Annotated in this window: 31 protein-coding genes; 8 read left to right on the plus strand and 23 right to left on the minus strand. The window is 56.8% G+C overall.

Annotation, left to right across the window (positions count from 1 at the left end; translation table 11 throughout):
* Positions 1-48: 48 nt before the first annotated feature.
* The 6 genes from rpsL to fkpA all read right to left on the minus strand — a co-directional run bounded on the left by rpsL (position 49) and on the right by fkpA (position 3297).
* Positions 49-423: a 30S ribosomal protein S12 gene (gene rpsL, locus ACTJJI_RS19150; RefSeq protein ID WP_000246815.1), complete on the minus strand. Its 375-nt coding sequence runs from the start codon at positions 421-423 to the stop codon at positions 49-51.
* A gap of 124 nt (positions 424-547) precedes the next feature.
* Positions 548-835, minus strand: coding sequence for a sulfurtransferase complex subunit TusB (gene tusB / locus ACTJJI_RS19155; protein ID WP_013099033.1), 288 nt, complete (start codon positions 833-835; stop codon positions 548-550).
* Positions 836-842: 7 nt separating this feature from the next.
* On the minus strand, positions 843-1202 hold the full coding sequence (gene tusC, locus ACTJJI_RS19160) for a sulfurtransferase complex subunit TusC (RefSeq protein ID WP_257256487.1): 360 nt from the start codon (positions 1200-1202) through the stop codon (positions 843-845).
* The gene (gene tusD, locus ACTJJI_RS19165) at positions 1202-1588 is read right to left on the minus strand and encodes a sulfurtransferase complex subunit TusD (RefSeq protein ID WP_014833520.1); all 387 of its coding nucleotides are present in this window, start codon (positions 1586-1588) and stop codon (positions 1202-1204) included. The genes tusC and tusD overlap by 1 nt, the downstream gene beginning before the upstream one ends.
* Entirely contained in the window at positions 1588-2310 is a 723-nt protein-coding gene (locus ACTJJI_RS19170; RefSeq protein ID WP_003861697.1) for a helix-turn-helix transcriptional regulator, read from the minus strand. Before ACTJJI_RS19170 ends, tusD begins: the two co-directional genes overlap by 1 nt.
* Positions 2311-2475: 165 nt before the next feature.
* Positions 2476-3297 (minus strand): FKBP-type peptidyl-prolyl cis-trans isomerase, encoded by an 822-nt coding sequence (fkpA, locus tag ACTJJI_RS19175; protein ID WP_013099036.1) that lies wholly within the window; start codon positions 3295-3297, stop codon positions 2476-2478.
* Between the two features lie 238 nt (positions 3298-3535).
* Between fkpA and ACTJJI_RS19180 the strand changes: the two genes are divergently transcribed.
* Positions 3536-3754, plus strand: coding sequence for a protein SlyX (locus tag ACTJJI_RS19180; RefSeq protein WP_003861693.1), 219 nt, complete (start codon positions 3536-3538; stop codon positions 3752-3754).
* Positions 3755-3805: 51 nt separating this feature from the next.
* Here the strand turns inward: ACTJJI_RS19180 and slyD are convergent, their stop codons facing one another.
* The 4 genes from slyD to kefG form a co-directional block, all read right to left on the minus strand.
* A complete protein-coding gene (gene slyD / locus ACTJJI_RS19185) occupies positions 3806-4396 on the minus strand; it encodes a peptidylprolyl isomerase (protein WP_014833521.1) in 591 nt (196 codons plus the stop codon).
* A 94-nt stretch (positions 4397-4490) separates the two neighbouring features.
* On the minus strand, positions 4491-4691 hold the full coding sequence (locus tag ACTJJI_RS19190; protein ID WP_010436300.1) for a YheV family putative zinc ribbon protein: 201 nt from the start codon (positions 4689-4691) through the stop codon (positions 4491-4493).
* 13 nt (positions 4692-4704) lie between these two features.
* Positions 4705-6510: a glutathione-regulated potassium-efflux system protein KefB gene (kefB, locus tag ACTJJI_RS19195; protein ID WP_440655214.1), complete on the minus strand. Its 1806-nt coding sequence runs from the start codon at positions 6508-6510 to the stop codon at positions 4705-4707.
* Positions 6510-7061: a glutathione-regulated potassium-efflux system ancillary protein KefG gene (gene kefG, locus ACTJJI_RS19200; RefSeq protein WP_014833523.1), complete on the minus strand. Its 552-nt coding sequence runs from the start codon at positions 7059-7061 to the stop codon at positions 6510-6512. Before kefG ends, kefB begins: the two co-directional genes overlap by 1 nt.
* Positions 7062-7199: 138 nt before the next feature.
* Here kefG and ACTJJI_RS19205 point away from each other — a divergent pair, with 138 nt between their 5' ends.
* Complete coding sequence (locus tag ACTJJI_RS19205) at positions 7200-9104, plus strand: ABC transporter ATP-binding protein (RefSeq protein ID WP_083021872.1); 1905 nt, start codon at positions 7200-7202, stop codon at positions 9102-9104.
* A gap of 14 nt (positions 9105-9118) precedes the next feature.
* Positions 9119-10051 (plus strand): LysR substrate-binding domain-containing protein, encoded by a 933-nt coding sequence (locus ACTJJI_RS19210; RefSeq protein WP_014833525.1) that lies wholly within the window; start codon positions 9119-9121, stop codon positions 10049-10051.
* Positions 10052-10090: 39 nt separating this feature from the next.
* Here the strand turns inward: ACTJJI_RS19210 and mdcH are convergent, their stop codons facing one another.
* From mdcH to mdcA, 8 genes are all read right to left on the minus strand, one after another.
* Positions 10091-10987 carry a malonate decarboxylase subunit epsilon gene (mdcH, locus tag ACTJJI_RS19215; protein WP_046889430.1) on the minus strand — a complete coding sequence of 299 codons (897 nt, stop codon included), beginning with the start codon at positions 10985-10987 and terminating at the stop codon, positions 10091-10093.
* Positions 10987-11604: a malonate decarboxylase holo-ACP synthase gene (locus ACTJJI_RS19220; protein WP_050859986.1), complete on the minus strand. Its 618-nt coding sequence runs from the start codon at positions 11602-11604 to the stop codon at positions 10987-10989. The genes mdcH and ACTJJI_RS19220 overlap by 1 nt, the downstream gene beginning before the upstream one ends.
* 2 nt (positions 11605-11606) lie before the next feature.
* A complete protein-coding gene (locus tag ACTJJI_RS19225; RefSeq protein ID WP_014833528.1) occupies positions 11607-12566 on the minus strand; it encodes an AEC family transporter in 960 nt (319 codons plus the stop codon).
* Positions 12567-12689: 123 nt separating this feature from the next.
* Complete coding sequence (mdcE, locus tag ACTJJI_RS19230) at positions 12690-13490, minus strand: biotin-independent malonate decarboxylase subunit gamma (protein ID WP_118283862.1); 801 nt, start codon at positions 13488-13490, stop codon at positions 12690-12692.
* Complete coding sequence (locus ACTJJI_RS19235; protein ID WP_440655218.1) at positions 13490-14323, minus strand: biotin-independent malonate decarboxylase subunit beta; 834 nt, start codon at positions 14321-14323, stop codon at positions 13490-13492. The genes mdcE and ACTJJI_RS19235 overlap by 1 nt, the downstream gene beginning before the upstream one ends.
* Positions 14316-14615: a malonate decarboxylase acyl carrier protein gene (gene mdcC, locus ACTJJI_RS19240; protein ID WP_014833531.1), complete on the minus strand. Its 300-nt coding sequence runs from the start codon at positions 14613-14615 to the stop codon at positions 14316-14318. Before mdcC ends, ACTJJI_RS19235 begins: the two co-directional genes overlap by 8 nt.
* Before the next feature lie 9 nt (positions 14616-14624).
* Positions 14625-15482, minus strand: coding sequence for a triphosphoribosyl-dephospho-CoA synthase (locus tag ACTJJI_RS19245; RefSeq protein ID WP_047360506.1), 858 nt, complete (start codon positions 15480-15482; stop codon positions 14625-14627).
* On the minus strand, positions 15482-17137 hold the full coding sequence (mdcA, locus tag ACTJJI_RS19250) for a malonate decarboxylase subunit alpha (protein WP_013099050.1): 1656 nt from the start codon (positions 17135-17137) through the stop codon (positions 15482-15484). Before mdcA ends, ACTJJI_RS19245 begins: the two co-directional genes overlap by 1 nt.
* Positions 17138-17365: 228 nt before the next feature.
* Here mdcA and ACTJJI_RS19255 point away from each other — a divergent pair, with 228 nt between their 5' ends.
* From ACTJJI_RS19255 to ACTJJI_RS19265, 3 genes are read left to right on the plus strand one after another with little or no spacing between them, the layout of a single operon-like run.
* The gene (locus ACTJJI_RS19255) at positions 17366-18388 is read left to right on the plus strand and encodes a hydrolase (protein WP_440655221.1); all 1023 of its coding nucleotides are present in this window, start codon (positions 17366-17368) and stop codon (positions 18386-18388) included.
* Complete coding sequence (locus ACTJJI_RS19260; RefSeq protein ID WP_440655223.1) at positions 18385-18603, plus strand: YheU family protein; 219 nt, start codon at positions 18385-18387, stop codon at positions 18601-18603. The genes ACTJJI_RS19255 and ACTJJI_RS19260 overlap by 4 nt, the downstream gene beginning before the upstream one ends.
* Before the next feature lie 30 nt (positions 18604-18633).
* Entirely contained in the window at positions 18634-19503 is an 870-nt protein-coding gene (locus ACTJJI_RS19265; protein ID WP_063426068.1) for a phosphoribulokinase, read from the plus strand.
* Positions 19504-19569: 66 nt separating this feature from the next.
* Here ACTJJI_RS19265 and ACTJJI_RS19270 read toward each other — a convergent pair whose 3' ends face one another.
* A complete protein-coding gene (locus ACTJJI_RS19270; RefSeq protein ID WP_010436331.1) occupies positions 19570-19974 on the minus strand; it encodes an OsmC family protein in 405 nt (134 codons plus the stop codon).
* A gap of 310 nt (positions 19975-20284) precedes the next feature.
* On the opposite strand from ACTJJI_RS19270, the gene crp reads away from it, so the two are divergent.
* Together crp and ACTJJI_RS19280 are read left to right on the plus strand one after the other, a co-directional pair.
* The gene (crp, locus tag ACTJJI_RS19275; RefSeq protein WP_000242758.1) at positions 20285-20917 is read left to right on the plus strand and encodes a cAMP-activated global transcriptional regulator CRP; all 633 of its coding nucleotides are present in this window, start codon (positions 20285-20287) and stop codon (positions 20915-20917) included.
* Positions 20918-20974: 57 nt separating this feature from the next.
* Complete coding sequence (locus ACTJJI_RS19280) at positions 20975-23062, plus strand: YccS/YhfK family putative transporter (RefSeq protein ID WP_014833534.1); 2088 nt, start codon at positions 20975-20977, stop codon at positions 23060-23062.
* Here the strand turns inward: ACTJJI_RS19280 and argD are convergent.
* The 4 genes from argD to ppiA all read right to left on the minus strand — a co-directional run bounded on the left by argD (position 23059) and on the right by ppiA (position 26222).
* A complete protein-coding gene (argD, locus tag ACTJJI_RS19285; RefSeq protein ID WP_014833535.1) occupies positions 23059-24279 on the minus strand; it encodes a bifunctional acetylornithine/succinyldiaminopimelate transaminase in 1221 nt (406 codons plus the stop codon). The genes ACTJJI_RS19280 and argD overlap by 4 nt on opposite strands.
* Before the next feature lie 86 nt (positions 24280-24365).
* The gene (gene pabA, locus ACTJJI_RS19290) at positions 24366-24929 is read right to left on the minus strand and encodes an aminodeoxychorismate synthase component 2 (protein WP_020690475.1); all 564 of its coding nucleotides are present in this window, start codon (positions 24927-24929) and stop codon (positions 24366-24368) included.
* Between the two features lie 30 nt (positions 24930-24959).
* Positions 24960-25544 carry a putative adenosine monophosphate-protein transferase Fic gene (locus ACTJJI_RS19295; RefSeq protein ID WP_013099060.1) on the minus strand — a complete coding sequence of 195 codons (585 nt, stop codon included), beginning with the start codon at positions 25542-25544 and terminating at the stop codon, positions 24960-24962.
* A 105-nt stretch (positions 25545-25649) separates the two neighbouring features.
* Complete coding sequence (gene ppiA, locus ACTJJI_RS19300; protein ID WP_013099061.1) at positions 25650-26222, minus strand: peptidylprolyl isomerase A; 573 nt, start codon at positions 26220-26222, stop codon at positions 25650-25652.
* Positions 26223-26354 lie beyond the last annotated feature (132 nt).

Consider the following 26354-nt stretch of genomic DNA (forward strand, 5'->3'; position numbering starts at 1 on the left):
AGTTTGACATTAAGATAAATCAGTTTGGCCTTACTTAACGGAGAACCATTAAGCCTTAGGACGCTTCACGCCGTACTTGGAGCGAGCCTGCTTACGGTCTTTAACACCTGAGCAGTCCAGCGCACCACGAACGGTGTGGTAACGAACACCCGGAAGGTCTTTAACACGACCGCCACGGATCAGGATCACGGAGTGCTCCTGCAGGTTGTGACCTTCACCACCGATGTAGGAAGTCACTTCGAAACCGTTAGTCAAACGCACACGGCATACTTTACGCAGTGCGGAGTTTGGTTTTTTAGGAGTGGTGGTATACACACGAGTACATACACCACGTTTCTGCGGGCATGCTTCCAGCGCAGGCACGTTGCTCTTTGCAACTTTGCGTGCACGTGGTTTGCGTACCAGCTGGTTAACTGTTGCCATTAAATAGCTCCTGGTTTTAGCTTTTGCTTCGTAAACACGTAATAAAACGACCTCATACAATATGAGGACGCGAAATTTTAGGGCTACGTCGAAAAGGTGTCAAGAAATATACAGCGATCTCAAATCACCAGTTCATTTGACTGGCGTGCGTCACAGTAAGATTGACGAAATCAGTATAGCCAACCACGTCAATTTTGGCTGAAATTTGACCAGAAAGACCCCGCGCATCCAGATCGTCCTTTAGCGCAGAGACAGTTATGGGGGCATTCGTGAGGATTTCAACGAAACGGCTGCCTTCCAGCGCAGCGAGTACGCCATCCTGAATCAACAGCAGATCATCACCTTCGCGCAGCATGCTCAGTAACGTGTCGATATCACATTGCCACGGTGAGCGGCTCAGGGTATGGAGCATGGCGGCCTCAGAAAGTCAGAACAGTGTCGTAGTGGGAGAGTTGTTCGCGCAGCGCAGCAGAAGGTAAGGTCGTCACGTCCAGCACGAAAGGGGTCTTATCGCTCAAACCGCGCGCAGTTAAAGAGTCGGCACAGACATAGCAGTTTTCAATATCGTAAAGCGGAAGCACTTTGAAGGTTGCGATATAGTCGCGCGCCAGAATGGCTTGCGGCTGTTGCCCCGCCAGCATTTGAAACACCCCGTCCCCTAAAAAGAAGACGCCGATATCTTCTGTTAATGCCGATGTCGCAAGCAGCGCATCCAGACCTTCGCGGCCTGAGGCGCTTCCGTGCGGCGCAGAAGTAAAAACAAATGCCACACGCTTCATCAGAATTGCACCACTCTGTCGCAGGTTAACGCCGCCTGGGCCAGCGCGCCAAGACCACTCAACGAAAAACCAGGCTGCAGGTTAGCGCCCGGCAAACCCAGGCGTTCAGCTTCGGCTGCATCCGTCACACCGCGACGCAGGGCCGCTGCCACACAGATATGCAGTTCAACACCCTGCGCCTCATTTAACGCCTGCCAGGCGCGCACCAGATCAAATTCATCGCTTGCCGGTGACGTAAACTGGTTCGCGTTATAGACCCCTTCCCGATAGAAGAAGACACTCACAAGTTCATGTCCGGCTTGTAGCAGCGCCTGGGCAAACTGCAGCGCGCTGCTGGCCTGCTGAGTACCATACGCCGGGCCTGTCACCATTAACGCAAAACGCATTACTTATCTTGTCCCAGGAAATCACCGCTTTTGAACTGGCGAATGTAGAGATAAACCGTATGTTTGGAGATGTTCAGACGATCGGCCACCTGGTTAATCGCGTCTTTGATATCAAAAATGCCTTTTTCATAGAGATTCAGCACGATCTGACGGTTCTTGGCGTTGTTCGATACGTTGCGATCGGCATTCACTTCTTCAATCGTGAACTCGAGAGTCTGCGTCACGAGATCTTCAACAGAGGAGGCAAAGTTAACAGAAGAGCCCACGTCTGGCGTTTCTGGCGGAATAAAGGTGCTCATTATTTGCGAGAATGGCACATCAAGGTTCATGTTGATGCACAGCAGTCCAATCACACGGTGCTCGCGGTTTCGAATAGCAATGGTTTCTGATTTCATCAGCACGCCGCTTTTGGCGCGAGTGAAATAACATTTGGAGACGCTGCTGTCCGCGCCGGTCATGTCATGCAACATGCGCAATGCAAGGTCGGTGATTGGCGAACCAATTTTACGGCCAGTATGCTCACCATTAGCAATGCGGATGGCGGAACACTTCAGATCTTGCAGGGAGTGCAATACGATTTCGCAGTGGGACCCAATGAGCATCGCTAACCCGTCCACCACCGCTTCGTAGGATTTCAGAATATCGAAGTCGGTCTGGTCGAAAGGACGTTGATCCAGCAAATCAAGTTCACTGGTTTCGTTGGTTAAAAGCGACCTGGACATGAAAAAAACACTCCTTTTCAGGAGCCTGTCGTTAGGTTTTCAGGGCAGGCTCATTATCTACACGGACAACTAAATTAATACAGCGTGCCTAACGCTTTCCAGTGTTAATTATATCTGCCCCACAATAAAAAAACCGCCGCCTTAAAGGCGGCGGTTTTCATACGATTACTTCTTCGCGTCTGCGGCAGCTTTCTGATCTGCCTGCGCTTCTGGTTTCGCATCGGCTTTCGGTGCCGGTTTGATGTCCAGCAGCTCTACGTCAAACACCAGCGTAGAATTGGCAGGGATACCCGGAACGCCGGTTTTGCCATAGGCCAGATCCGGTGGAATAACCAGCTTGATCTTACCGCCTTTCTTGATGTTTTTCAGGCCTTCGGTCCAGCCTGGGATCACACCATCCAGACGGAAGGAGAGCGGCTCACCACGGGTGTAAGAGTTATCGAATTCTTTACCGTCGATCAGCGTACCTTTGTAGTTCACCACGACAGTATCGCTGTCTTTCGGTGCGTCACCGGTACCTTCTTTCTCAACTTTGTATACCAGACCGGTAGAAGAGGTTTTTACGCCCTTCTCTTTAGCAAAGGTATCGCGGTAGGCTTTGCCTTTCGCTTCGTTGTCTTTAGCGTCCGCTTCCATCTTCGTCTGAGCGGCACCTTTCACACGCGCTTCAAACGCCTGCAGAGTCTGTTCAATTTCCTGGTCAGACAGTTTGCTCTTATCAGCAAATGCATCCTGAACACCCGCGATCAGCTGAGCTTTGTCCAGTTTGATACCCAGTTTCTCTTGTTCTTTCAGAGAGTTTTCCATGTAACGACCCAGAGATGCGCCCAGTGCGTAGGCAGATTTCTGGTCGTCATTTTTGAACGCCGCTTTGCTGTCTGCAGTTGCAGCAGGCTTCGCAGCAGTATCAGCAGCGAAGGACAGCGGCGCGTTCAGCGCAACAGCCATCGTCGTCGCCAGCAGCGTTACTTTAAACAGTGATTTCATCCATATCTCCAGGGCCTGGGGACTCTCACCCCAGCATTAAACGTAAATGAGCTACGTACTATAAAACGTTGTGGAAGAAATCTACAGACAGACTCTCCCGATTCTCGCCACTTTTCAGACTATTTTTGTTTAAATAAGTTTCTTGCCAAAGGGATGGATACTGCACGAAGGGACAAACTCAGTTAAACTTCGCCGCCGCTGGCCCACTATGGCGAATCAGAAACAGACGAGGTGAATGATGAAGGACACAACGATTGAAGCGAGACTGGCTGAACTGGAAAGCCGCCTGGCTTTTCAGGACATCACCATCGAAGAGCTTAACCAGACCGTGACCGCGCATGAACTCGAAATGGCGAAACTGCGGGATCATATGCGCCTGCTGACGGAAAAGCTGAAGGCAACGCAGCCGTCAAACATCGCCTCACAGTCTGAAGAGACGCCACCGCCTCATTATTGAGGCGTAAAAAAAGCGGGATTATCCCGCTTTTTTATTTTCCGTCATACGGAATCAGTGGCAACCGCAGCCGCCGTTACCGCAACCACCTTTACCGTGGTCGTGACCATGGTCGTGGTCGTGGCCGTGACCACCGCAGCAGCCGTCGTGGCCGTGATCGTGGTCATGGTCGTGACCGTGCGCACCGTGAACGTGGCCATGAGCCAGCTCTTCTTCCGTTGCTTCACGGATAGCGACAACTTCTACGTTGAACTTCAGGTTCTGGCCAGCCAGCATGTGGTTGCCATCAACCACAACGTGGTCGTCTTCAACTTCAGTAATTTCAACCGGAACCGGGCCCTGGTCAGTTTCCGCCAGGAAGCGCATGCCAACCTGCAGTTCGTCAACGCCCATGAACACGTCTTTAGGAACGCGCTGAACCAGGTTGTCGTCATACTGACCGTAAGCGTCGTTCGCGCCTACAGCAACATCAAATTTATCGCCAACTTCATGACCTTCCAGCGCGTTTTCCAGGCCGGAAATCAGGGAACCGTGACCATGCAGGTAGTCCAGCGGCGCACTCACCGGAGACTCATCAACCAACACACCGTCTTCTGTACGTACCTGATAGGCCAGGCTGACCACCAGGTCTTTTGCTACTTTCATGATATCTCCTGAGCGTGGGAAAATTGCTGGCGCAGATTGTAGCGGAAATCTGCACCCGTGTACCCTTTAGCTTAAAAAAACTCAGGGCATATCGCTAGTCCGGATGAAAAATGCCGATCACTTGCTCTTCTTTGCGCACGTGATCGCGTGCTTCTTTGTCGGCCTCACGCATCTGGTGACCGCACTTAACGCACTCAACTACATCAATATTATTCTCACGCCACATCGCCAGGGTATCTTGTGCCTGGCAGGTCGGGCATTTTGCGCCCGCGATAAAGCGTTTACGTACAGCCATATTTGGTTACCCTTTATTCAAATTCGTCCCAGCCGTCCAGCTGGCGTCGTTCCTGCTGCATCTCGCGCTGGAAAATCTCCTCCAGCTCACGACGCGCTTCCCGCACGCGGGAGATCTGCGCTGTATCCGTGTGCACGGGCATCAGCTCGCGCAGCATACGCATATCCAGCCGGCGGAAGTGCATCTGGGCACGCTGCGCCTGATGCGGGTGCATGCCCAGCGAAATCAGCGCTTTTCGCCCTAACTCAAGCGCACTGGAAAACGTCTCACGCGAGAAGTGTTTCACCCCCGCCTGCAACAGTTCGTGCGCTTCCACACGTCCCCGCGCACGCGCCAGGATATGCAGATGCGGGAAATGCTGCTGACAAAGTTCTACCAGCTTCATCGTGTCTTCCGGATCGTTACAGGTAATGACGATCGACTCCGCCGCCTCCGCGCCTGCGGATCGCAGCAGTTCGAGCTGCGTCGCATCACCGTAATAAACCTTATAACCGTATTTGCGCATCAGGTTGACCGCGCTGATATCCCGCTCCAGCACCGTGATGCGCATTTTGTTCGCCATCAGCAGACGACCGATCACCTGCCCGAAGCGGCCAAACCCCACCACAATCACCTGCGGCTTATCGTCTTCCACCCACGGAGCTTCATCTTCATCGTCAGCCGGGTTTAAGCGGCGCGACAGCAGTTTATCCACCAGCTTCATCAGCAGCGGCGTGGTCATCATCGACAGCGTGACCGTCACCAGCAGAAGCGCCATCTGATCGTCTTTGAACAGTTTCTGCGACGACGCCGTAGAGAACAGCACAAACGCGAACTCTCCCCCCTGGCTAAGCACGCTGGCAAACTGCATGCGTTCCGAACTGCGCAGCCCGGATATACGCGCCATGACGTACAGCACCAGGGTTTTCACCGCCACCAGCACAGCCACGCTCACAATAACCCACAGCAGATGGGTATAGAGCACACCGAGATTGAGCGCCATGCCTACCGAAATAAAGAACAGCCCTAACAGCAGCCCTTTAAAGGGTTCGATCGCAATTTCCAGTTCGTGGCGGTATTCGCTCTCGGCGAGCAGCACCCCAGCGATGAACGTACCGAGCGCCATCGACAGCCCCAGCGCGTCCATAAACAGCGCAGAGCCCAGTACCAGCAGCAGCGTTGCGGCGGTAAACACCTCACGCACGCCTGACGCGGCGATAAAGCGGAACACCGGACGCAGCAGGAAACGCCCCCCAATCAGCATGCCCGCAAAGGCCAGCACCTTCATGGAGACTTTTGCCCAGTCGAAATGATCGTCACCGGGCCCGGCCAACAGCGGCACCAGCGCCAACGCCGGGATCACCGCTAAATCCTGAAACAGCAGCACCGAAAAGCCCAGTTGCCCCGACTCACTGCGGTTCATGCCCTTGTCACGCATCAGCTGCAATGCCATCGCCGTTGAGGACATGGCAAGGCCAATACCGCCGATGGTCGCCGCCTGCCACGAAAAGTCAGTGAGCATCAGCAGCCCGGCCAGAATGGCTGCGCTGAACACCACCTGCGCCGCGCCAACGCCAAAGATTGAGCGCCGGAGCTGCCACAGCTTTGACGGGTTCAGCTCCAGGCCAATGATGAACATCAGGAACACCACGCCCAGCTCGGAGAAATGGAGAATTTCATCGACATCGCTGATGAATCCCAGCCCCCAGGGGCCAATTGCGATCCCCGCCAGCAGATACCCGAGCACCGCGCCAATACCGAGCCGTGCGGCCAACGGTACCGCCACCACCGCGGCAAACAAAAACAGCACCCCGGCGAGGAGTAAATTCGATCCTTCCATTAACGCCCTCCTGCCGGAATCGGTGATGCCAGCCATTCACCGTACGCTCTGGCGTGGCTCGCCAGCTCCTTCGGATCCTGACGCCGCGCCCAGTAGATAATAATTGGGCTCATCCAGTGCATACGGCACATCGCCGCCGTCAGCTCGAAGGGCCGCAGGATATCGCTCATCGGATAACGGTTAAGGCCATCGTAGCGGTAAGCGCTCTCCGGCTCACCGGTGGTAATCACGCTACGCCAGTACTTTCCCGCCAGTTGGTTGCCCCCCACCCCGCTGGAAAATCCCCGACTCAGCACCCGATCCAGCCACTCTTTTAGCAGGGCCGGACAGCTATAGGTATAGAGCGGATGCTGGAACACAATCACGTCATGCTGACGCAGCAATTCCTGCTCGTACGGAATATCGATAAAGAAATCAGGGTAGTGCGCGTAGAGATCGTGCACCGTCACGTTACTGAGCTGAGTAGCCGGCTTAAGCAGGACGCGGTTTGCCACCGAGTCCTGAGATTCCGGATGGGCATACAGCAGCAGCACTTTTGCTGTCTGAGACATCACTCCCCTCCCGGTTCTGTTTCTGTTTTTGTGTATCGTCGTTGTTTTGGGCTACCATGGCGGCCCGGTGCGGAAAATGGCCCACACCTTACATTATCATAATGACAAATTAACATAGTCGGAACATACGGCGCTTCTATGATTGTTTTCTCCTCGTTACAAATTCGTCGCGGCGTGCGCGTCCTGCTGGATAACGCCACCGCCACCATTAATCCAGGTCAAAAAGTGGGTCTGGTCGGCAAAAACGGCTGCGGTAAATCCACCCTGCTGGCGCTGCTGAAAAACGAGATTAGCGCGGATGGCGGTAACTTTACGTATCCGGGAAACTGGCAGCTCGCCTGGGTAAACCAGGAGACGCCCGCCCTGAGTGAGCCGGCGCTCGACTATGTTATTGATGGCGATCGTGAATACCGTAAGCTGGAAGCGGAACTGAACGCCGCCAACGAGCGCAACGATGGCCACGCCATCGCCACCGTCCACGGCAAGCTGGACGCCATCGACGCGTGGACCATTCGCTCCCGCGCCTCCAGCCTGCTCCACGGCCTGGGGTTCAGCAACGAACAGCTTGAACGTCCCGTCAGCGACTTCTCCGGTGGCTGGCGTATGCGTCTTAACCTGGCGCAGGCGCTGATCTGCCGCTCTGATTTGCTGCTGCTCGATGAACCGACGAACCACCTCGATCTCGATGCGGTCATTTGGCTGGAGAAGTGGCTCAAGAGCTATCAGGGCACTCTGATTCTGATCTCCCACGACCGTGACTTCCTCGATCCGGTGGTGGATAAAATCATTCATATCGAACAGCAAAATATGTTCGAGTACACCGGAAACTACAGCTCTTTCGAACGCCAGCGCGCAACGCGCCTCGCTCAACAACAGGCGATGTACGAAAGCCAGCAGCAGCGCGTGGCGCATCTGCAGAGTTTTGTTGACCGCTTCAAGGCCAAAGCCTCGAAGGCCAAACAGGCCCAAAGCCGCATCAAGATGCTGGAACGCATGGAGATGATCGCCCCGGCGCACGTGGATAACCCGTTCCACTTCAGCTTCCGCGAGCCGGAAAGCCTGCCAAACCCGCTGCTGAAGATGGAAAAAGTGAGCGCCGGATACGGCGATCGCATCATCCTCGACTCCATCAAACTCAACCTGGTGCCGGGTTCGCGTATTGGTCTGCTGGGACGTAATGGCGCCGGTAAATCAACACTCATCAAACTGCTGGCGGGCGAGCTTAACCCGGTAAGCGGCGAGATCGGCCTGGCAAAAGGTATCAAGCTTGGCTACTTCGCCCAGCATCAGCTGGAATTTTTACGCGCGGATGAATCCCCTATCCAGCACCTGGCGCGTCTGGCACCACAGGAGATGGAGCAAAAGCTACGCGACTACCTCGGCGGCTTTGGCTTCCAGGGCGATAAGGTCACCGAAAACACCGAGCGTTTCTCCGGCGGCGAAAAAGCCCGTCTGGTGCTGGCGCTGATTGTCTGGCAGCGCCCGAACCTGCTGCTGCTCGATGAACCGACCAACCACCTCGACCTTGACATGCGTCAGGCGCTGACCGAAGCGCTGATTGAGTTTGAGGGCGCGCTGGTTGTGGTCTCGCACGACCGCCACCTGATCCGCTCCACCACGGACGATCTCTATCTGGTGCACGACGGAAAAGTCGAGCCGTTTGACGGCGACCTGGAAGACTATCAGCAGTGGCTGACGGACGTGCAGAAGCAGGAAAACCAGCCGGAAGAGTCGGCGAAAGAGAACGCCAACAGCGCGCAGGCGCGTAAAGATCAGAAGCGCCGTGAAGCTGAACTGCGTACGCAGACTCAGCCACTGCGTAAAGAGATTGCCCGTCTCGAAAAAGAGATGGAGAAACTCAACGCCACGCTTGCAGACGTTGAAGAAAAACTGGGCGACAGCGGTCTGTACGACCAGAGCCGTAAAGCGGAGCTGACCGACTGCCTGCAAACCCAGGCGAAGACCAAATCCAGCCTCGAAGAGTGCGAAATGGCATGGCTGGATGCCCAGGAACAGCTGGAAGCGATGCTGCAGGCTGACTGACCGCCGGGAGGGTTATGGGGTTCGATATCACGAGCGAAATTACATTCCGTAAGCTCAGCATCTTCATGACGTTTATGGAGAAGGGCAATATCGCCCGTACCGCCGAAACGCTGGGTCTGAGCGGTGTCAGCGTGCATCGTGCGCTGCATACTCTGGAAGAGAACGTCCGCTGTCCGCTCTTTACCCATAAGGGACGTAACCTGATTGCCCTTCCGTCCGCCTGGACGCTGCTGGAGTATTGTCAGGAAGTTATGCAGGTGATGGAGCGCGGGCTGGAAGAGTCCCGTAAAATCGCCGGTATTGGTCAGGGGCGGTTGCGCGTCGGCACGCTCTACTCGCTGACGCTGGAAACCGTGCCGCGCCTGATCATGGGCATGAAGCTGCGTCGCCCGGATCTGGAGATGGACCTGACCATGGGCTCCAACGATACGTTGCTGCATATGCTGGACGAGGGTTCGCTGGACGCGATCCTCATCTCGATTTCCGAAAGCGATATCGACCGCAACAGCCTTGAAGTCCTGCCCCTGTTTCATGATGACATTTTCCTGGCCGCGCCTGCCTCTGCCACGCTGAATACCAGCGGGCTGGCTGATTTACGCGATTATAAAGATCAGAAATTTGTCTCGCTGGCAGAAGGGTTTGCCACCTATGCGGGGTTCCAGGAGGCATTTCATATCGCCGGATTTGAACCGGAAATTGTCACCCGCGTGAATGACATTTTCTCAATGCTCAGCCTGGTTCAGGCGGGCGTCGGCTTTACGCTGATGCCGGGCAGGATGAAGAAGGTGTATGAGAACTCGGTGCAGCTGTTAAAGCTGGCGCAGCCGTACCAGATGCAGCAGTTAATCGCGATTGTCTTTGCCCGCAACCGCGAACAGGACCCGAGTCTGCGGGCGCTGGCCGCCGAAGGGCGAATGTATGCCCGCAGCCTGCAGGACGGAGTCTGATGTATTGCCCGGTGGCGCTACGCTTACCGGGCTAAAAACTCACGCACGAAGCCTTCCTGCCAGATGCACCGCCACATCCGCCCCGCTGCGCTCCAGTGAAAGGGTCTCCCCTTCCCACGCGGCCTGTCGCGTCAGACAGGTCAGTACGCCGCCGGGCGGCATCTCGATCGCCAGCCGGGCTTCACGTTCGTTCGCGGAAATCATCGCCTCCTGCCAGCGCACGGTGCGCGCCATGTTCATCGCCAGATCGTCCGCGATTCTCTCCGGTTGCCAGAGCACGCGCCCGGTGCTGCCGCTCAGGTACGCACAGCGCGGTCGGGAAAGGGTGACCGCTTCAAACGCCGAGACCAGCTTTTGTGCCGGCTCCGCCAGCAGTTCACAATGGGATGGCACGCTGACTGCCAGCCTTTGCGCTTTGCTCGCCCCCTTTTCCAGGGCGCGTTTTGCCACCTGCGCCATCCCTCCATCGGATCCGGCAATGACGATCTGCGTTTCGGCGTTCAGGTTAGCAATATACGTTCCGGTGCCTTCGATAAGTTGCTCCACCTGCGGCAGGGTCAGCCCCATAATCGCCGTCAGGCCGTAGCCGTGCGGATACGCCTGCTCCATCAGATCGCCACGCAGCGCCACCAGCTTAAGGGCGTCCGTAAATTCCAGCGCCCCTGCCACGACCGCCGCGGGATAAGCGCCAATCGATAAACCGCTGACGATGTCAGGCGACACGCCACGTCGCTCCAGCTCGTGCGCCCATGCGACGCCAGCAATGAGCAGGGAAAGCTGAACCGCACGGGTATGGGTTAACGAGGCGGCACTGTCCAGCGTATCAACTTCGGCACCCAGCACCTCACGCGCCTGAGCCAGTTCCGTTCCCGGCAGGTTTTGCAGCATACCTTCATGCTGCGTACCCTGCCCCGGAAAGGTAAACAGTATTTTCATCACTCCTCCCTGCGCCATGGGTCTGCCACCAGGCGTGGCCCACGGCGGGTTTTCAGCAGCGTTTTGCCATCGCGCAGCCACTCCGCCAGCGCGAATCCACCCTCTGGCGTATCCACCTGGGTATCAGCCCGGCACAGCGCACCACTTAACTGCAACTGCCAGGCGGTAAACGCGTCGGGTGATATCGGCTGCGGGGCGCGGATCAGCAGATCAAGATCGCTGTCGGCATGGATCACCGGAATGCCGGTCGCCAGCGCAAAGCCGGTGCTGCCGGTAATGCCCCACGTCCACGGCCACGACTGCTGCGCAAGCTGTAACGCCACCTGAACAGGTGGCTGAGTGACAAACGGAGAACGCAGCAGATCGGCGGTGACGCACAGCTCTTCAGGTGACACCACGCGGCGTACGTTTTCCGTCTTCACCCATCCGGCCGCCCGCTGGTCGCGGCGCAGTCCGCGCACGCCAACGGGGATTCGGCCATCGTTATCAACATCACGCCGCACCACCACCGGCAGGCCGGTATGCCAGGCGGCATCCACCCAGGTTTCAGTGATCCCTTCCAGCGCGTCACGCGCGGTAAGCCAGATGAGGTCGTGCGGGCGTAATGTTGTGGTCATGATTACATTCCTGACGTCAATGAGATAAACAGCGGCAGCGACAGGATACACAGGACTGAGCTTAACAGCAGTACCGCTTCTGCATCCGGTGACTGCACGCCAAAGCGGTTACCAAACACTACCCCGAAGAAACCCGCGGACAGCGCAATCATCAGGATAGCGGTGATCGCCACGGAGCCGTGCAGACCGAAGATTAAAACGATACCCCAGGCAATGGCTGGCTGGATAAGCAGTTTGGCGATGGTCGAGGTGATCACCATGGTGTTGATCTGCAGCTTACGGGCAGAGAGGATCACCCCGGTCAGGAACAGCGCGGCGGCGGTGGCGGACAGTCCCAGCGGTTTAATCGCAGCGAGGACCAGATCCGGCATTTTGATGCCGATAGCGGATAAAATCACACCGAGCAGCGGACCCATCACGATCGGTTTTTTAATGGATCGCCACATCAGCACCGGCAGCATAGAGAGGGTTGAGCCGGAGGTATTGCCTTCGGAACGCGCTTTTTCTCGCTCCAGAATAAGCAGACAGAACGGCGTCATCAGCACGGAACCGCAGGCAATAGAGACCGCCACGGACAGAGACGTGGAAGATCCTTCACCCAGCACGCTGCCCAGAATCGGCAGACCAAGCGCCGCATAGTTTGGCAGCGCGACGGTGAGCGTCAGCACGGCCGCATCCTGAGGGGATTTTTTAAAGACCTTCGTGGCAAGGAAATAGATAGCTGCGTAGGTGATCCACATCGCCAGGGTCAGCACCAGGATCAGCGGCGACTGCGCCACGATACCGGTCCACGGGGTTTGCACGGTCGCGCTAAACAGCGCGGCAGGCAGGGCAAAATCCATAACGAAGATATTGAGCAGGGAAACATTTTTGTTATCGACCATCTTTGCCTTACCGGCCCAGAATCCCAGCAGCATGATGACGAAAATCGGTGCGAGAGCATGAACAATTACGTAAGTCATAAATCACCTGTGATTAAAAAGAAGTAGCACTGGCGCGATGATTATTATTTTCAGGATGCAGCTTCCCGCACGGGCGTAACGGATACGCCCGTGAGGTTGTGCATCTGGCAGGTCTCTTTTTACTTACCAGCTGGCGCGCATACGTTCGCGTACGAGCGCCGAGCTGCGGCGATTGTCAGCACCCAGACGGCTTTTCAGCGTCGGATCCTGACGAGCGTCACTGATGGCCTGTTGCAGGGTGGTTTTCACCAGCGTCAGGTCGCTATCGGATGGGGCATCCGGGTTGCTGATATCCAGCAGGCTGGAGAGCAGCCCCAGCGTGGCGTAGTTGCTGATGTCATATGCCATAGGTGGAATAGTGGCAGCCAGTTTTTCCAGCGCCTCCACGCTGCGCAGGGTGATCCGCGCGGCAGACGCTTTCCCCATGGCGTGGATGAGCACGCCTTTGTCGTTAAAGGCAATCAGGCGATTGGCCTGGTAGCCGTGCGCCAGAAACGCACCGGACATCGCCTTGCCGACGATAAGCCCAATCACCGGATGACCGGCCAGGCGCGCGTTCGCATACGCGGCAGCGGCTCCCGCCAGCGCCTGGTGAATACCAAACGCCTCTTCACGACGGCCATAGGCCTGGCTTGGGACGTCAATCACCGCCACAATCGGGCGTTTGACGGCTTTATCGGCATCCGCCGCGACGGTTTCGCTGACCACTTTCGCCAGCGTCCAGCCTTCCAGCAGACCGACTTCGCCCTGCGCCGCACGCGGGAAATGGTTATTTGCATCCGGCACCACGGCGATAAAACGCACCGTTTCACCGTGCAGCTCGCCGTCTGCCGCCTGCACGGACGGGCACAGCCCCTCAATACGTTTGGCGTTCGGGGAGAGGGTTTCCAGCCAGCGTTCGCCACGGCTCATTGCGTTACTCATCATTTCACCTCCCGGGCAAAAAGCGCGTTAATCTGTTCGGCATCGGCCTGCTTGCGGGTGTCGAAATTCATCAGGCGGTTCAGGTAATCGTCGTAGTTATCGGTACGATGTTTTGCCGGTACGCCTTTGGCGATGGCCTCGTTCATCGCGGCTTTCACCGCATTCACGCCGTCGCCGACCAGCGCGTCCACCAGCCCGCTCTGATAGCGCACCTCACCGCCAGTCATGCTCCAGATAAACGGACGGTCGCGGGAGTCGTACTCTTCAATGCCCGCTTCCTGCTCAATTACCTGTGGACCGTTTAGCCCCAGACGCGCTTCGCGGGTCACAATCAGGTAGCTGCAAAGCGCCGCCGCGATGGACATCCCGCCGAAGCAGCCCACGGTCCCGGCGACAATCCCGATAACGGGCGTGTAGCGACGCAGGTCAACAATCGCTGCATGGATATCGGCAATCGCCGCCAGGCCGAGGTTGGCTTCCTGCAGGCGTACGCCGCCGGTTTCGAGGCACAGCACGGCCTGAGTCGGAATGCCGTTACGGTTATCTTCCGCCGCCAGCTCCAGCGCTGCTGCCATTTTCGCGCCGGAGACCTCGCCCATGCTGCCGCCCTGGAACGCGCCTTCAATCGCCACGACGACCGCAGGATGGCCGTTGATAGTCCCTTTCGCGACCACCATGCCATCATCGGCCTGCGGCACAATGCCCTGTGGCCCAAGCCACGGAGAGATAATGCCTGCAAACGGATCCAGCAGTTCGCGGTAGCTGCCCTCGTCGAGCAGCGCCTGCGCACGCTGGCGCGCTTTTAATTCGATAAAGCTGCTGTCATCACGCATGGCTCACCCCTTCAAAAACCTGTTCGATACGAATGCGTGCCACGCCCGGCGTCGCGCCAAAGTCGTGGATGGTCAGTTTGCCTGCGGGCAGGCTGCTGACGGTCTCCAGACGGTTGAATAACGCCTCCCAGCGCCCACGGCTGTTGTCGACGGAGGTGGTGATATCAATGGTTAAGGTCTGGCCCGGTTCGGCGGTGAACAGCACCTCCATATCCCCGGATCCAACTACCCCTGCCAGCGCCCGGCCGCTTAACGTGCGGCTGGCTGGCATGGTCAATGTGATTTTTTCCATAACATCCTCTTAATGCTTTGAATAGGGCGTTTCGACACGGTCAAGAAACAGCGTGGCGGCAAGCAGGTCGGCGGCACCGCCCGGTGAGGCATTGAGCGTCAGCATCTGGCGATCTAATCGCGCCAGCGCCTGCTGCCCCGCGAGCGTTGCGCATCCTCCGGCGTTCAGTACCGCCCGGGCGCCGTTCTGCATGACGTCCAGCCCCTCCATTCCGGCGCGCGACAGCACGCAGGTATCGGTGAGTGAGGTCATGATTGCCATCAGCGCGTCGAGTCTGGCGTTCGTTTCGCTGCTGCCGTTGAGACGGCTCAGGCGAAGCTGCGGCAGCGCGCGCTGCATGATGTGCGGAAACGCCTGCTGAGCCTCTTCCCGCGCGCCCGGCACGCGGTAGCGGTGCGTGGCGCGTAACCCCTTACTGAACACCTTCGGTGCAGCGTCGTCCGGGAGTTTCGCCAGCTGTGCAGCGGTGTTAGCGACGGTTTGCGCGCGGGCGTCGCCGCCCAGCATCGCCACCGCGCTCACCAGCAGCCCCAGCGCCCAGATTGCGCCACGGTGCGTATTCACGCCGTCGGTGGCGATCATCATCTGCCGTTCGCCTTCGCGGCCAAGGCGGCCAACGGTTTGCCTGAGGGCAATATCCGCCGGACGCTGCCAGCTCTGCTGCGCCAGCGCCTGAAACGTGGAGGTCAGGCTGTGCGCGGAGCGCTCCATCAGCGCAAGCGATAAATCGTGGTGCGCACCGTTCCCCCGACTGTCCACCAGACCGGGTTTCGGGCTTAAGCGTGCTTCGTCGATCAGACACTGCGTGGCGGTTCGCGCCAGCCATTCGGCACCGCCTTCAACCTGAATCTGGGGCAGAAGTGTCATTACCAGCTCCGGAATTTCGCAGGTGGGTTGTAGAGACCGCCGGACCACTCAACGAGGTCAGCCACGCTGCCCGCGGCCAGCAGAGAGCGGGTGGCATCGGTACGACGAATCCCCATGTCTTCCGGGTACACGACTTTGCCGCTCTGGCGCAGTTCCGCCACGCGTCTGGCATCCACACCCAGACCGATATCGGTGATACCGGCCACGGCCGCGACCATGGCGCGACGCTCTTCCAGATCTTTTGCCCGGTAGAGGTAGGCAATCCCCTCTTCCGTCAGCACGTGGGTGACGTCATCGCCGTAAATCATCACCGGTGCCAGCGGCATACCGGAGGCTTTCGCCACGTCAACGGCGTCCAGTTTTTCCACGAAGGTAGGCTTCACGCCCGCCTGGAAGGTTTCCACCATCTGTACGACCAGTTTTTTACCGCGCTGCATCGGGTCGGGTTCGGTGATCATGTTCAGCCAGGCCGGGGTGGCGTGGCGACGACCGTGTGGATCATGGCCCATGTTTGGCGCGCCGCCGAAGCCGGAGAGACGACCGCGGGTCACCGTTGAGGAGTTGGCGTAACCATCCACCTGCAGGGTGGAGCCGATAAACATATCCACAGCGTACTGGCCCGCCAGCTGGCAGAAGGCGCGGTTGGAGCGCATGGAGCCGTCAGCACCGGTGAAGAACACGTCCGGACGGGCGCGGATGTACTCTTCCATCCCCAGTTCCCCCCCGAAGCAGTGCACGCTCTCCACCCAGCCGCTTTCAATCGCCGGGATCAGTGTCGGATGTGGGTTCAGCGTCCAGTGTTTACAGATTTTGCCCTTCAGGCCGAGCTGTTCACCGTAGGTGGGCAGCAGCAGCTCAATTGCCGCGGTGTTAAACCCGATCCCGTGGTTCAGGGACTGCACCTGATGTTCAGCGTAGATGCCTTTGATGGCCATCATCGCCATCAGGATATGTTCCTGTTTGATCAGGCGCGGGTCGCGGGTAAACAGCGGTTCAATAAAGAATGGCTTGTCGGCCACCACCACGTAGTCAATCCAGGAGCCAGGAATATCGACGCGCGGCAGGTCGCATTCGTCGTCCACCAGCTCGTTAACCTGTGCGATGACGATTCCATCGTGGAACGCGGCGGCCTCCACCAGCGCCGGGGTATCTTCGGTACTTGCCCCGGTATAGAGATTGCCTTTGCGGTCTGCTTTAAACCCGGCAATCAGCGCCACGTTTGGTGAAAGGTCAACGTAGAGACGTGAATACAGTTCGATATAGGTATGAATGGCGCCGATTTCGAGTTGACCATCCTCCAGCAGCTGGGAGATGCGCAGGCTCTGCGTGCCGGAGAAGGAGAAGTCCAGCTTACGGGCAATGCCCTTCTCAAAGATATCCAGATGTTCACTGCGGCCAACGCTTGGCATGATCATGTGCAGGTCATGCACAATTTGCGGGTTTACTTCGGCCAGCGAGCGGGAAAGAAAATCCGCCTGCTTCTGGTTGTTGCCTTCCAGAACGACCTTATCGCCTGGTGCGATCAGCTTTTCCAGCATGGCGACAAGATCGCCGGTTGGCAGAACCTTGCCCTGCACCGGTACGGAGGCCAGACGACGCGCTTTTTCGCTGCGTCGGGTGTTCCATTGCCGGGTGGGTATTTGCCCAGATAACATTATTAACCTCCTGATTCAGCACATCATTTTGATTTGCTTAACGCTGAGTAAAGTCTGCACCCAGGCGAGAAAGGCATCAATTAAGCGTAGAGTGGAATCATTAGCCTGAGAGTAATAATCAAGGTAAATATTTGTGATCGGGATCAGTTCATGGTTCGGCAAACCAGGCTAAACGGGGTACAATTCGGAAAGTATCGTAAATTTCCGACAAGAATCAGCATCACCCTTATGACCCAAATCATTCCATCAGACTTCGACCTCACCGCCGAAGACAGCACAGAGTTCGTGCCCATGCGCGGCGTGGCCAACTGCCACATGCAGACCATGCTGCCGCGCCTGATCCGCCGCAAGGTGCAGTTCACCCCGCACTGGCAGCGGCTGGATTTGCCGGACGGTGACTTTCTGGATCTCGCCTGGAGCGAAGCTCCCGAACAGGCGCGCCACAAACCCCGTCTGGTGGTGTTTCACGGTCTGGAAGGCAGTCTGCACAGCCCGTATGCACATGGGTTAATTCAGGCAGCAAAAGCGCGCGGCTGGCTGGGCGTGGTGATGCACTTTCGGGGATGCAGCGGCGAGCCGAATCGCCAGAAACGCATCTATCACTCCGGCGAAACTGAAGATGGCACCTGGTTTTTGCACTGGCTGCGGGAGAATTTCGGTACCGTGCCGACGGCCGCGGTGGGCTATTCGCTCGGCGGAAATATGCTGGCCTGTCTGCTGGCTAAAGAGGGTGACGCGGTGCCGCTGAATGCTGCGGTGATTGTCTCTGCCCCCTTTATGCTGGAACAGTGCAGCTACCACATGGAGAAAGGCTTTTCCCGGGTCTATCAGCGCTACCTGCTCAACCTGCTGAAAGCCAATGCGGCGCGCAAGCTGAAGGCCTATCCGGATACCCTTCCGGTGAGCCTGCGTCAGTTGAAAAAGGTCCGCCGCATTCGTGAGTTCGACGACCTGATCACCGCCAAAATTCATGGGTTCGCCGATGCCATTGACTACTATCGTCAGTGCAGCGCCATGCCGCTGCTCAGCAAGATCACTCAGCCGACGCTGATCATTCACGCGAAAGATGACCCGTTTATGGATCATCACTCCATCCCTGCACAGGAATTTCTGCCCGACAACGTTCACTATCAGCTGACCGAGCACGGCGGCCACGTGGGGTTTGTCGGCGGAACGCTGCGTCGCCCGAAAATGTGGCTGGAGACGCGCATTCCTGACTGGTTAACCCCTTACCTGGACGGTGCAACATGATTATCCCCTGGCAGGATCTGGCGCCCGAAACGCTCGATAATCTGATTGAAACCTTTGTCTTGCGTGAAGGCACCGATTATGGTGAACATGAACGCTCGCTTGAGCAAAAGGTCAACGATGTTAAACGCCAGCTTAAAAGCGGCGACGTGGTGCTGGTGTGGTCTGAACTGCATGAGACGGTCAATATCATGCCCCGCAACGCGTTTCACGGCTGATCTTTCAACCTTTCCAGTCAGGGAGTTGCTATGTCTGCCAGACATCCGGTTATTGCCGTTACGGGGTCGAGTGGTGCGGGAACCACCACCACCAGCCTCGCGTTTCGCAAGATTTTCGCCCAGTTGAATCTCCGTGCGGCAGAGGTCGAAGGCGACAGCTTTCACCGCTACACGCGCCCGGAGATGGACATGGCCATCCGCAAAGCGCGCGATTTGGGCAAACACATCAGCTACTTCGGCCCGGAGGCCAATGACTTCGGCCTGCTGGAGCAAACGTTTCAGGAGTACGGCCTAAGCGGCAAAGGCCAGTCCCGCAAATATCTGCACACCTACGACGAAGCCGTTCCCTGGAACCAGGTCCCGGGCACCTTTACTCCCTGGCAGCCGCTGCCGGAACCTACCGACGTGCTGTTTTACGAAGGATTGCACGGTGGCGTGGTGACGCCGCATCACGACGTGGCGCGACATGTGGATCTGCTGGTCGGCGTGGTGCCAATCGTTAACCTGGAGTGGATCCAGAAGCTGACGCGTGATATCAGCGAGCGCGGCCATTCGCGTGAGGCGGTGATGGATTCGGTTGTGCGCTCAATGGAAGATTACATCAATTATCTGACACCACAGTTTTCCCGCACCCACATCAACTTCCAGCGTGTGCCGACGGTGGACACCTCCAACCCGTTCGCGGCCAAAAGTATCCCGTCGCTGGATGAGAGCTTTGTGGTGATCCATTTCCGTAATCTCGACGGCATCGATTACCCCTGGCTGCTGGCGATGCTGCAGGGTTCGTTTATTTCTCACATGAATACGTTAGTGGTGCCCGGCGGAAAAATGGGGCTGGCGATGGAGTTGATCATGACGCCGCTGGTGCAGCGGTTGATGGAAGGGAAACAGATCACATAATCATATTCCCTCTCCCGGTGGGAGAGGGTTAGGATGAGGGCATCAACACGCACGATGCCCCATCAATCACGCCTCGATCACTTCATACGAATGGGTAATTTTTACCGCCTTCTCCAGCATCAATGCCACAGAGCAGTATTTCTCCGCTGACAGATCGACCGCGCGTGAAACGGCCGCATCTTTCAGTTCTTTCCCGGTGACAATAAAGTGCAGGTTGATGTGGGTGAACAGGCGTGGCGCCTCTTCGCGACGTTCAGACGTGAGCTTAACTTCGCAATCCGTCACATCATGACGGCCCTTTTGCAGAATCGACACCACGTCAATTGCGCTGCATCCCCCAGCCGCCATCAGCACCATCTCCATTGGGCTGGGTGCTTTATCGCCGGAGTTACCGTCCATCAAAATCTGGTGTCCTGAAGCGGACTCGCCCAGGAACGTTAAACCTTCTACCCATTTCACGCGCGCTTGCATATTCATTAACTCCAACGTTGCATTTTTGGTGACAGATTACGCGTGCGTTACATTTCTCGCAATGGAAGGCGACCTGCGTCATGCTGAAGCGAGACACCAGGAGACACGCGGCGAAAGCTATGCTAAAACACTCTGGATGCTACAGTAATACATTGACGTTACACATGTATGCAGAGGACATCAAACTTTACTGGCTGCGAAACGTTACGACAGCCGACTTCCCAGGTATGGGTAAGAATTCGATTGCAACCCCAGAGTCCGGATGCATCTTATGACTCTGGTGACAGCTTATAACAGAGGATAACAGCGCATGGTGCTTGGCAAACCGCAAACAGACCCGACTCTCGAATGGTTCTTGTCTCATTGCCACATTCATAAGTACCCATCGAAGAGCACGCTGATTCACCAGGGTGAAAAAGCGGAAACGTTGTATTACATCGTCAAAGGCTCGGTGGCAGTGCTGATCAAAGATGAAGAAGGGAAAGAGATGATCCTTTCTTATCTGAACCAGGGCGATTTCATCGGTGAACTGGGCCTGTTTGAAGAAGGCCAGGAACGTAGCGCCTGGGTTCGTGCAAAGACAGCATGTGAAGTGGCTGAAATTTCCTACAAGAAATTCCGTCAGTTGATTCAGGTTAACCCTGATATCCTGATGCGTCTTTCTTCGCAGATGGCTCGCCGTCTGCAGGTCACATCAGAGAAAGTGGGTAACCTCGCCTTCCTGGACGTGACCGGCCGTATCGCGCAAACGCTGCTGAACCTGGCGAAACAGCCAGACGCCATGACCCACCCTGACGGCATGCAAATTAAAATTACCCGCCAGGAAATTGGTCAGATCGTCGGTTGCTCCCGTGAAACAGTGGGCCGTATCCTGAAAATGCTGGAAGATCAGAACCTGATCTCTGCCCACGGTAAAACCATCGTGGTTTACGGAACCCGTTAATCCCGATAAAACGGCGTGCCATCGCAAGGTGTCACGCCGTTTTTGTCTCTACTCCTCATGTGGCGCAGGCTGATTTATCACCCGGAAGTTAACTACGCACTGCGACAAACGCTGGTGTTGTGCCTTCCTGTGGCCGTGGGCCTGATCCTTGGACATCTTCAACAAGGGCTGCTGTTCTCTCTCGTACCTGCCTGCTGCAATATTGCCGGTCTCGACACCCCGCATAAGCGTTTTTTCAAACGACTGATTATTGGCGGTTCGCTGTTTGCCGGGTGTAGCCTCGCCGTGCAACTGTTGCTGGCCCGCGATATTCCGCTGCCGCTGATCCTGAGCGTGCTGGCGATGACGCTGGGGGTGACCGCCGAAATCAGTTCGCTGCACGCGCGTTTACTGCCCGCCTCACTCATTGCGGCCATCTTTACCCTCAGTCTCGCAGGTAACATGCCGGTATGGGAGCCGCTGCTGATCTACGCCCTCGGTACGCTATGGTATGGCCTGTTTAACTGGTTCTGGTTCTGGCTGTGGCGGGAACAGCCGCTGCGTGAATCCCTGAGCCTGCTCTATGTCCAGCTCGCAGAGTACTGCGAAGCCAAATACACGCTGCTGACTCAGCATACCGACCCGGAAAAATCGCTGCCGCCGCTGCTGACGCGCCAGCAGAAGGTGGTGGATCTGATAAGCCAGTGCTACCAGCAACTGCACATGCTGGCCGCCAACAAGAACCACGAATACAAACGGCTGCTGCGCACCTTCCAGGTGGGGCTGGATCTGCAGGAGCATATCTCTGTGAGCCTGCACCACCCGCAGGAGGTGCAAAAGCTGGTGGAGCGCAGCCATGCCGAAGCGGTGATCCGCTGGAACGCGCAGACCGTGTCCGCACGTCTGCGGGTACTGGCCGACGACATTCTTTATCACCGCTACCCCACCCGCTTTAACATGGACAAGCAGCTCGGCGCACTGGAGAAGATCGCCCGCCAGCACGAGGATAACCCGGTGGGTCAGTTTGCCGCCTGGCACTTTAGCCGTATTGCCCGCGTGCTGCGAACCCAGCGCCCGCTCTATCCCCGTGACCTGATGGCGGATAAGCAAAAGCGCCTGCCGCTGCTGCCTGCGCTTAAAAGCTATCTCTCGTTTAAATCTTCCGCCCTGCGCAACGCCGCCCGGATTAGCGTGATGCTGAGCATCGCCAGCCTGATGGGCATGGCGCTCCATCTGCCCAAACCCTACTGGATATTAATGACGGTACTGTTTGTCACCCAGAACGGCTACGGCGCCACGCGGGTGCGTATTCTGCACCGGGCGGGCGGAACCATGGCGGGGTTGATTATCGCGGGCGTAACGCTGCACTTCCACGTGCCGGAAGGCTATACGCTGGCAGGCATGCTATTGATTACCCTGGTGAGCTACCTGATCATCCGCAAGAACTACGGCTGGGCGATGGTGGGCTTTACGGTCACGGCGGTATACACCCTGCAGTTGCTTACGCTCAATGGCGAACAATTTATTGTCGCCAGGCTTATCGATACCCTGATTGGCTGCCTGATTGCCTTTGGTGGAATGGTCTGGCTGTGGCCACAATGGCAAAGCGGCCTGCTCAGGCAGAACGCCCACGACGCGCTGGAGGCCGACCAGCAGGCTATCCGCCTGATCCTGAGCGACGATCCGCAGCCCTCCCCGCTGGCGTATCAGCGGATGAAGGTCAACCAGGCGCATAACGCCCTGTTCAACTCGCTGAATCAGGCGATGCAGGAGCCCGGCTTTAACTCGCACTATCTGGCGGATATGAAGCTCTGGGTGACGCACAGCCAGTTCATCGTCGAACATATTAACGCGATGACCACGCTGGCGCGTGAACATACCATGCTGACACCAGACCTGGCGCAGCGCTATTTGCAGTCGTGTGAGATTGCCCTGCAGCGGTGTCAGCAGCGTCTGGAGTATGACGCACCGGGTGAATCGGGGGATTCGAACATTCTGGAAGCGCCGGAAACGCTCACCCACGGGCCAATGAGCACCCTGGAGCAGCATCTGCAGCGTATTCTGGGGCATCTGAACACCATGCACACCATTTCGTCGGTGGCATGGCGTCAGCGTCCGCATCACGGCATCTGGTTAACGCGGCGGTTAAAGCGAACCGAATATTAGCCTTTAACGATCTTCGCCACCGCCGCGGCAAAGCGGGTTAATCCATCTTCAATATCGTTCTCTTCGACCACCAGCGACGGCGCAAAGCGCATAACGTCCGGGCCAGCGTTGAGCACCATCACCCCTTCGTGAGCAGCGGCGTGCAGGAAATCGCGTGCGCGGCCTTTGTACTGCGGCTTCAGCTCTGCACCAATCAGCAGTCCCATACCACGGATCTCGCTGAAGACGTCGTACGTTTCGTCGATCTGCTGCAGATGTTTCACGAACAGCTCGCGCTTCGCCTGAACGCCGCTTAACACCTCCGGCGTATTGATGATATCAAACGCCGCACCGGCGATGGCGCAGGCCAGCGGGTTTCCGCCGTAGGTGGAGCCGTGAGAGCCAACGTGGAAGGCGGAGGCGATCTCCTGGGTGGTGAGCACCGCGCTGACCGGGAAGCCGCCGCCGAGCGCTTTGGCGCTGGTCAGAATATCCGGCGTCACGCCGTAGTGCATGTAGGCGAACAGGGAGCCTGTACGCCCCATCCCGCTCTGGACCTCATCAAACACCAGCAGCGCCTGATGCTGATCGCACAGCGCGCGCAGCCCTTTGAGGAATTCCGGCGTTGCCGCCGTCACGCCGCCTTCACCCTGAATCGGCTCAACCACGACTGCGCAGGTATGGTCATCCATCACTGCTTTCACCGCATGCAGATCGTTAAACGGTACATGAATGATATCGGCGGGTTTCGGACCAAAACCGTCGGAATACTTCGGCTGGCCGCCAACGGAAACGGTAAACAGCGAACGACCGTGGAAAGCGTTATGGAAAGCGATGATTTTGGTTTTGTACGGGCTGTGGCGTGTGGAAGCGTAGTAGCGCGCCAGCTTGAAGGCGGTTTCATTGGCTTCCGTACCGGAGTTCATAAACAGCACGCGCTCGGCGAAAGTCGCGTCAATGATCTTGCGCCCCAGGCGCAACGCCGGTTCGTTGGTAAAGACGTTGCTGGTGTGCCACAGGGTTTCGCCCTGGGTTTTCAGCGCCTCGACCAGTGCAGGATGGCAATGCCCCAGCGCCGTCACCGCAATCCCCCCGGCGAAATCCACGTACTCTTTCCCCTGCTGATCCCAGACGCGGCTGCCTTTTCCCTTTACCGGGATAAACTCGGCCGGTGCATAAATCGGCAGAATGACTTCATCGAATGTCGCGCGGGTAATTGCAGATTGTTCAGTTGCCATGTCATGACCATCCATTTTATGTCACAGTGATTGTGAAAATATAATCACAAAATATGCATAAAAAATCACAACAAGGCAACAGATATTCAGCGATTGAGGAAATTAGCCAGCAGCTGGTGTCCCTGTTCGCTGAGAATACTCTCCGGGTGGAACTGCACCCCTTCGAGATCCCATTCACGATGGCGAATGCCCATGATCTCCTGCGTCTCGCTCCAGGCGGTCACCTCAAAGCAGTCGGGCAGCGTCGGCGGGTCAATCACCAGAGAGTGGTAGCGCGTGACGGTTAACGGGTTATTTAACCCACTAAACACGCCCGTGCCGGTGTGGGTAACCGGTGAGGTTTTACCGTGCATCACCCTGGCAGCACGGACGATGGTGGCGCCAAACACCTGCCCGATGGCCTGATGGCCAAGGCAGACGCCAAGGATAGGCAGCCTGCCGGCGTAGTGGCGGATCACATCCAGAGAGATGCCCGATTCCGATGGGGTACACGGCCCCGGCGAGATAACGATTTTCTTTGGGGCCAGCGCGTCAATCCCGGTCAGGCTGATGTCGTCGTTACGGCGGACAACCACCTCTGCACCCAGCTCACAAAAATACTGGTAAAGGTTCCAGGTGAAGGAATCGTAGTTATCAATCAGCAGAATCATGGCGGCTCCCGAAAAAAATGCCGCCCTATTCTACTCAGATTCCCGCGCTTCGCTCACTACTTTGGCAAAGATAGCGTTCAGGGCGGATAAATCTCCCGTTGCGCCGCTCTGGTTAGCGGCGACCCACTGCTCAGGATCGATATCGCGCCAGTCCAGCAGGTAACCCGCATGGATCGCCAGCTGTTCAAAGAAAACGCGCTGTGCAATGCCATTACCGCTCGCAAAAGGATGCAGCATATTGATTTCACAATAGTAATGGCTTATCCGCTCGATAAACTCTTCTTTCTGAAGACCCACCAGGTACCGGTCGCTTTCCAGTGCCGACATCAATTCATTGCCCATCTTCTCAATGTATTCGAAATGGCAAAAAGGGATGTCCCCTTTGAAAATATCGTCCGTACGGTATTCACCTGCCCGTTTCATCTCTCTGCGATACAGATGGCGGTGAATAAGGCACAGATGGGGCAACCCAGGCGCTGAAGGCCCAAGTTCCAGTGTCTCAATCTGGGGATCTGAAGGGCCATGACCCTTTTCAAGGAGACAACTGGCCTGAAAATTGACGTTACGCTGCTGCTCCCAGAGACGGGATTTTTGCTTATCGGTGAGTTTTTTCACTTAACGCCTCCCTGAATATGTCCGTTTGCCAAAGTATAAGCAGCAAAACGCGCTTTCGCAGGGAGGGCTAACAACACGGGCGAGACACGCCCGTGTCAAAGAGGATTACGGCAGTACTTTTGCAGAGAGGATCACGACCGGTTTGGATGGCACATTCTGGTATGGCCCAACGTCGTGGGTCTGTACCTGAGAAATCTTGTCCGCCACGTCCATCCCTTTTACCACTTTACCAAACACCGCATAGCCGAAGTCACGCTGGCCGTGGTCGAGGAAGGCGTTATCCGCCACGTTGATAAAGAACTGGCTGGTGGCGCTGTCTTTATCCGCCGTACGCGCCATGGCGATGGTGCCGCGGGTGTTCAGCAGGCCGTTGTCCGCTTCGTTTTTGATCGGGGGGTTCGGCTGTTTCTGCTGCATCTGCTCGTTGAAACCGCCGCCCTGCACCATAAAGCCTGGGATCACGCGGTGGAAGGTGGTGTTGTTATAAAAGCCGCTGTTTACGTAGTCGAGGAAGTTTTTCACAGAAACCGGGGCTTTCTGGCTATTCAGTTCCAGCTCAATATTCCCTGCGGAGGTGGTCAGCAGAACATGAGGGTCCCCTTTTGCTGCCAGCGCGGCCGGGGAAACGGCAGAAAGAGCAAACACAGCTGCGACAGCCGCCAGTGTTGATTTGAGCATGAGAATTCCTTAACAAAGCGCAGTATAAAAAGCGAATGGCTTGATTCTAAAGAGCAGTATGAACGGAGACCAGCCTTTTACCTAATTTTACGAAATTGAAACAGTTGTTACCGCGCAAACGATTGGTTACGG

The organism is Enterobacter sp. 22466, assembly GCF_052044775.1.
GTDB lineage: Bacteria > Pseudomonadota > Gammaproteobacteria > Enterobacterales > Enterobacteriaceae > Enterobacter > Enterobacter dissolvens.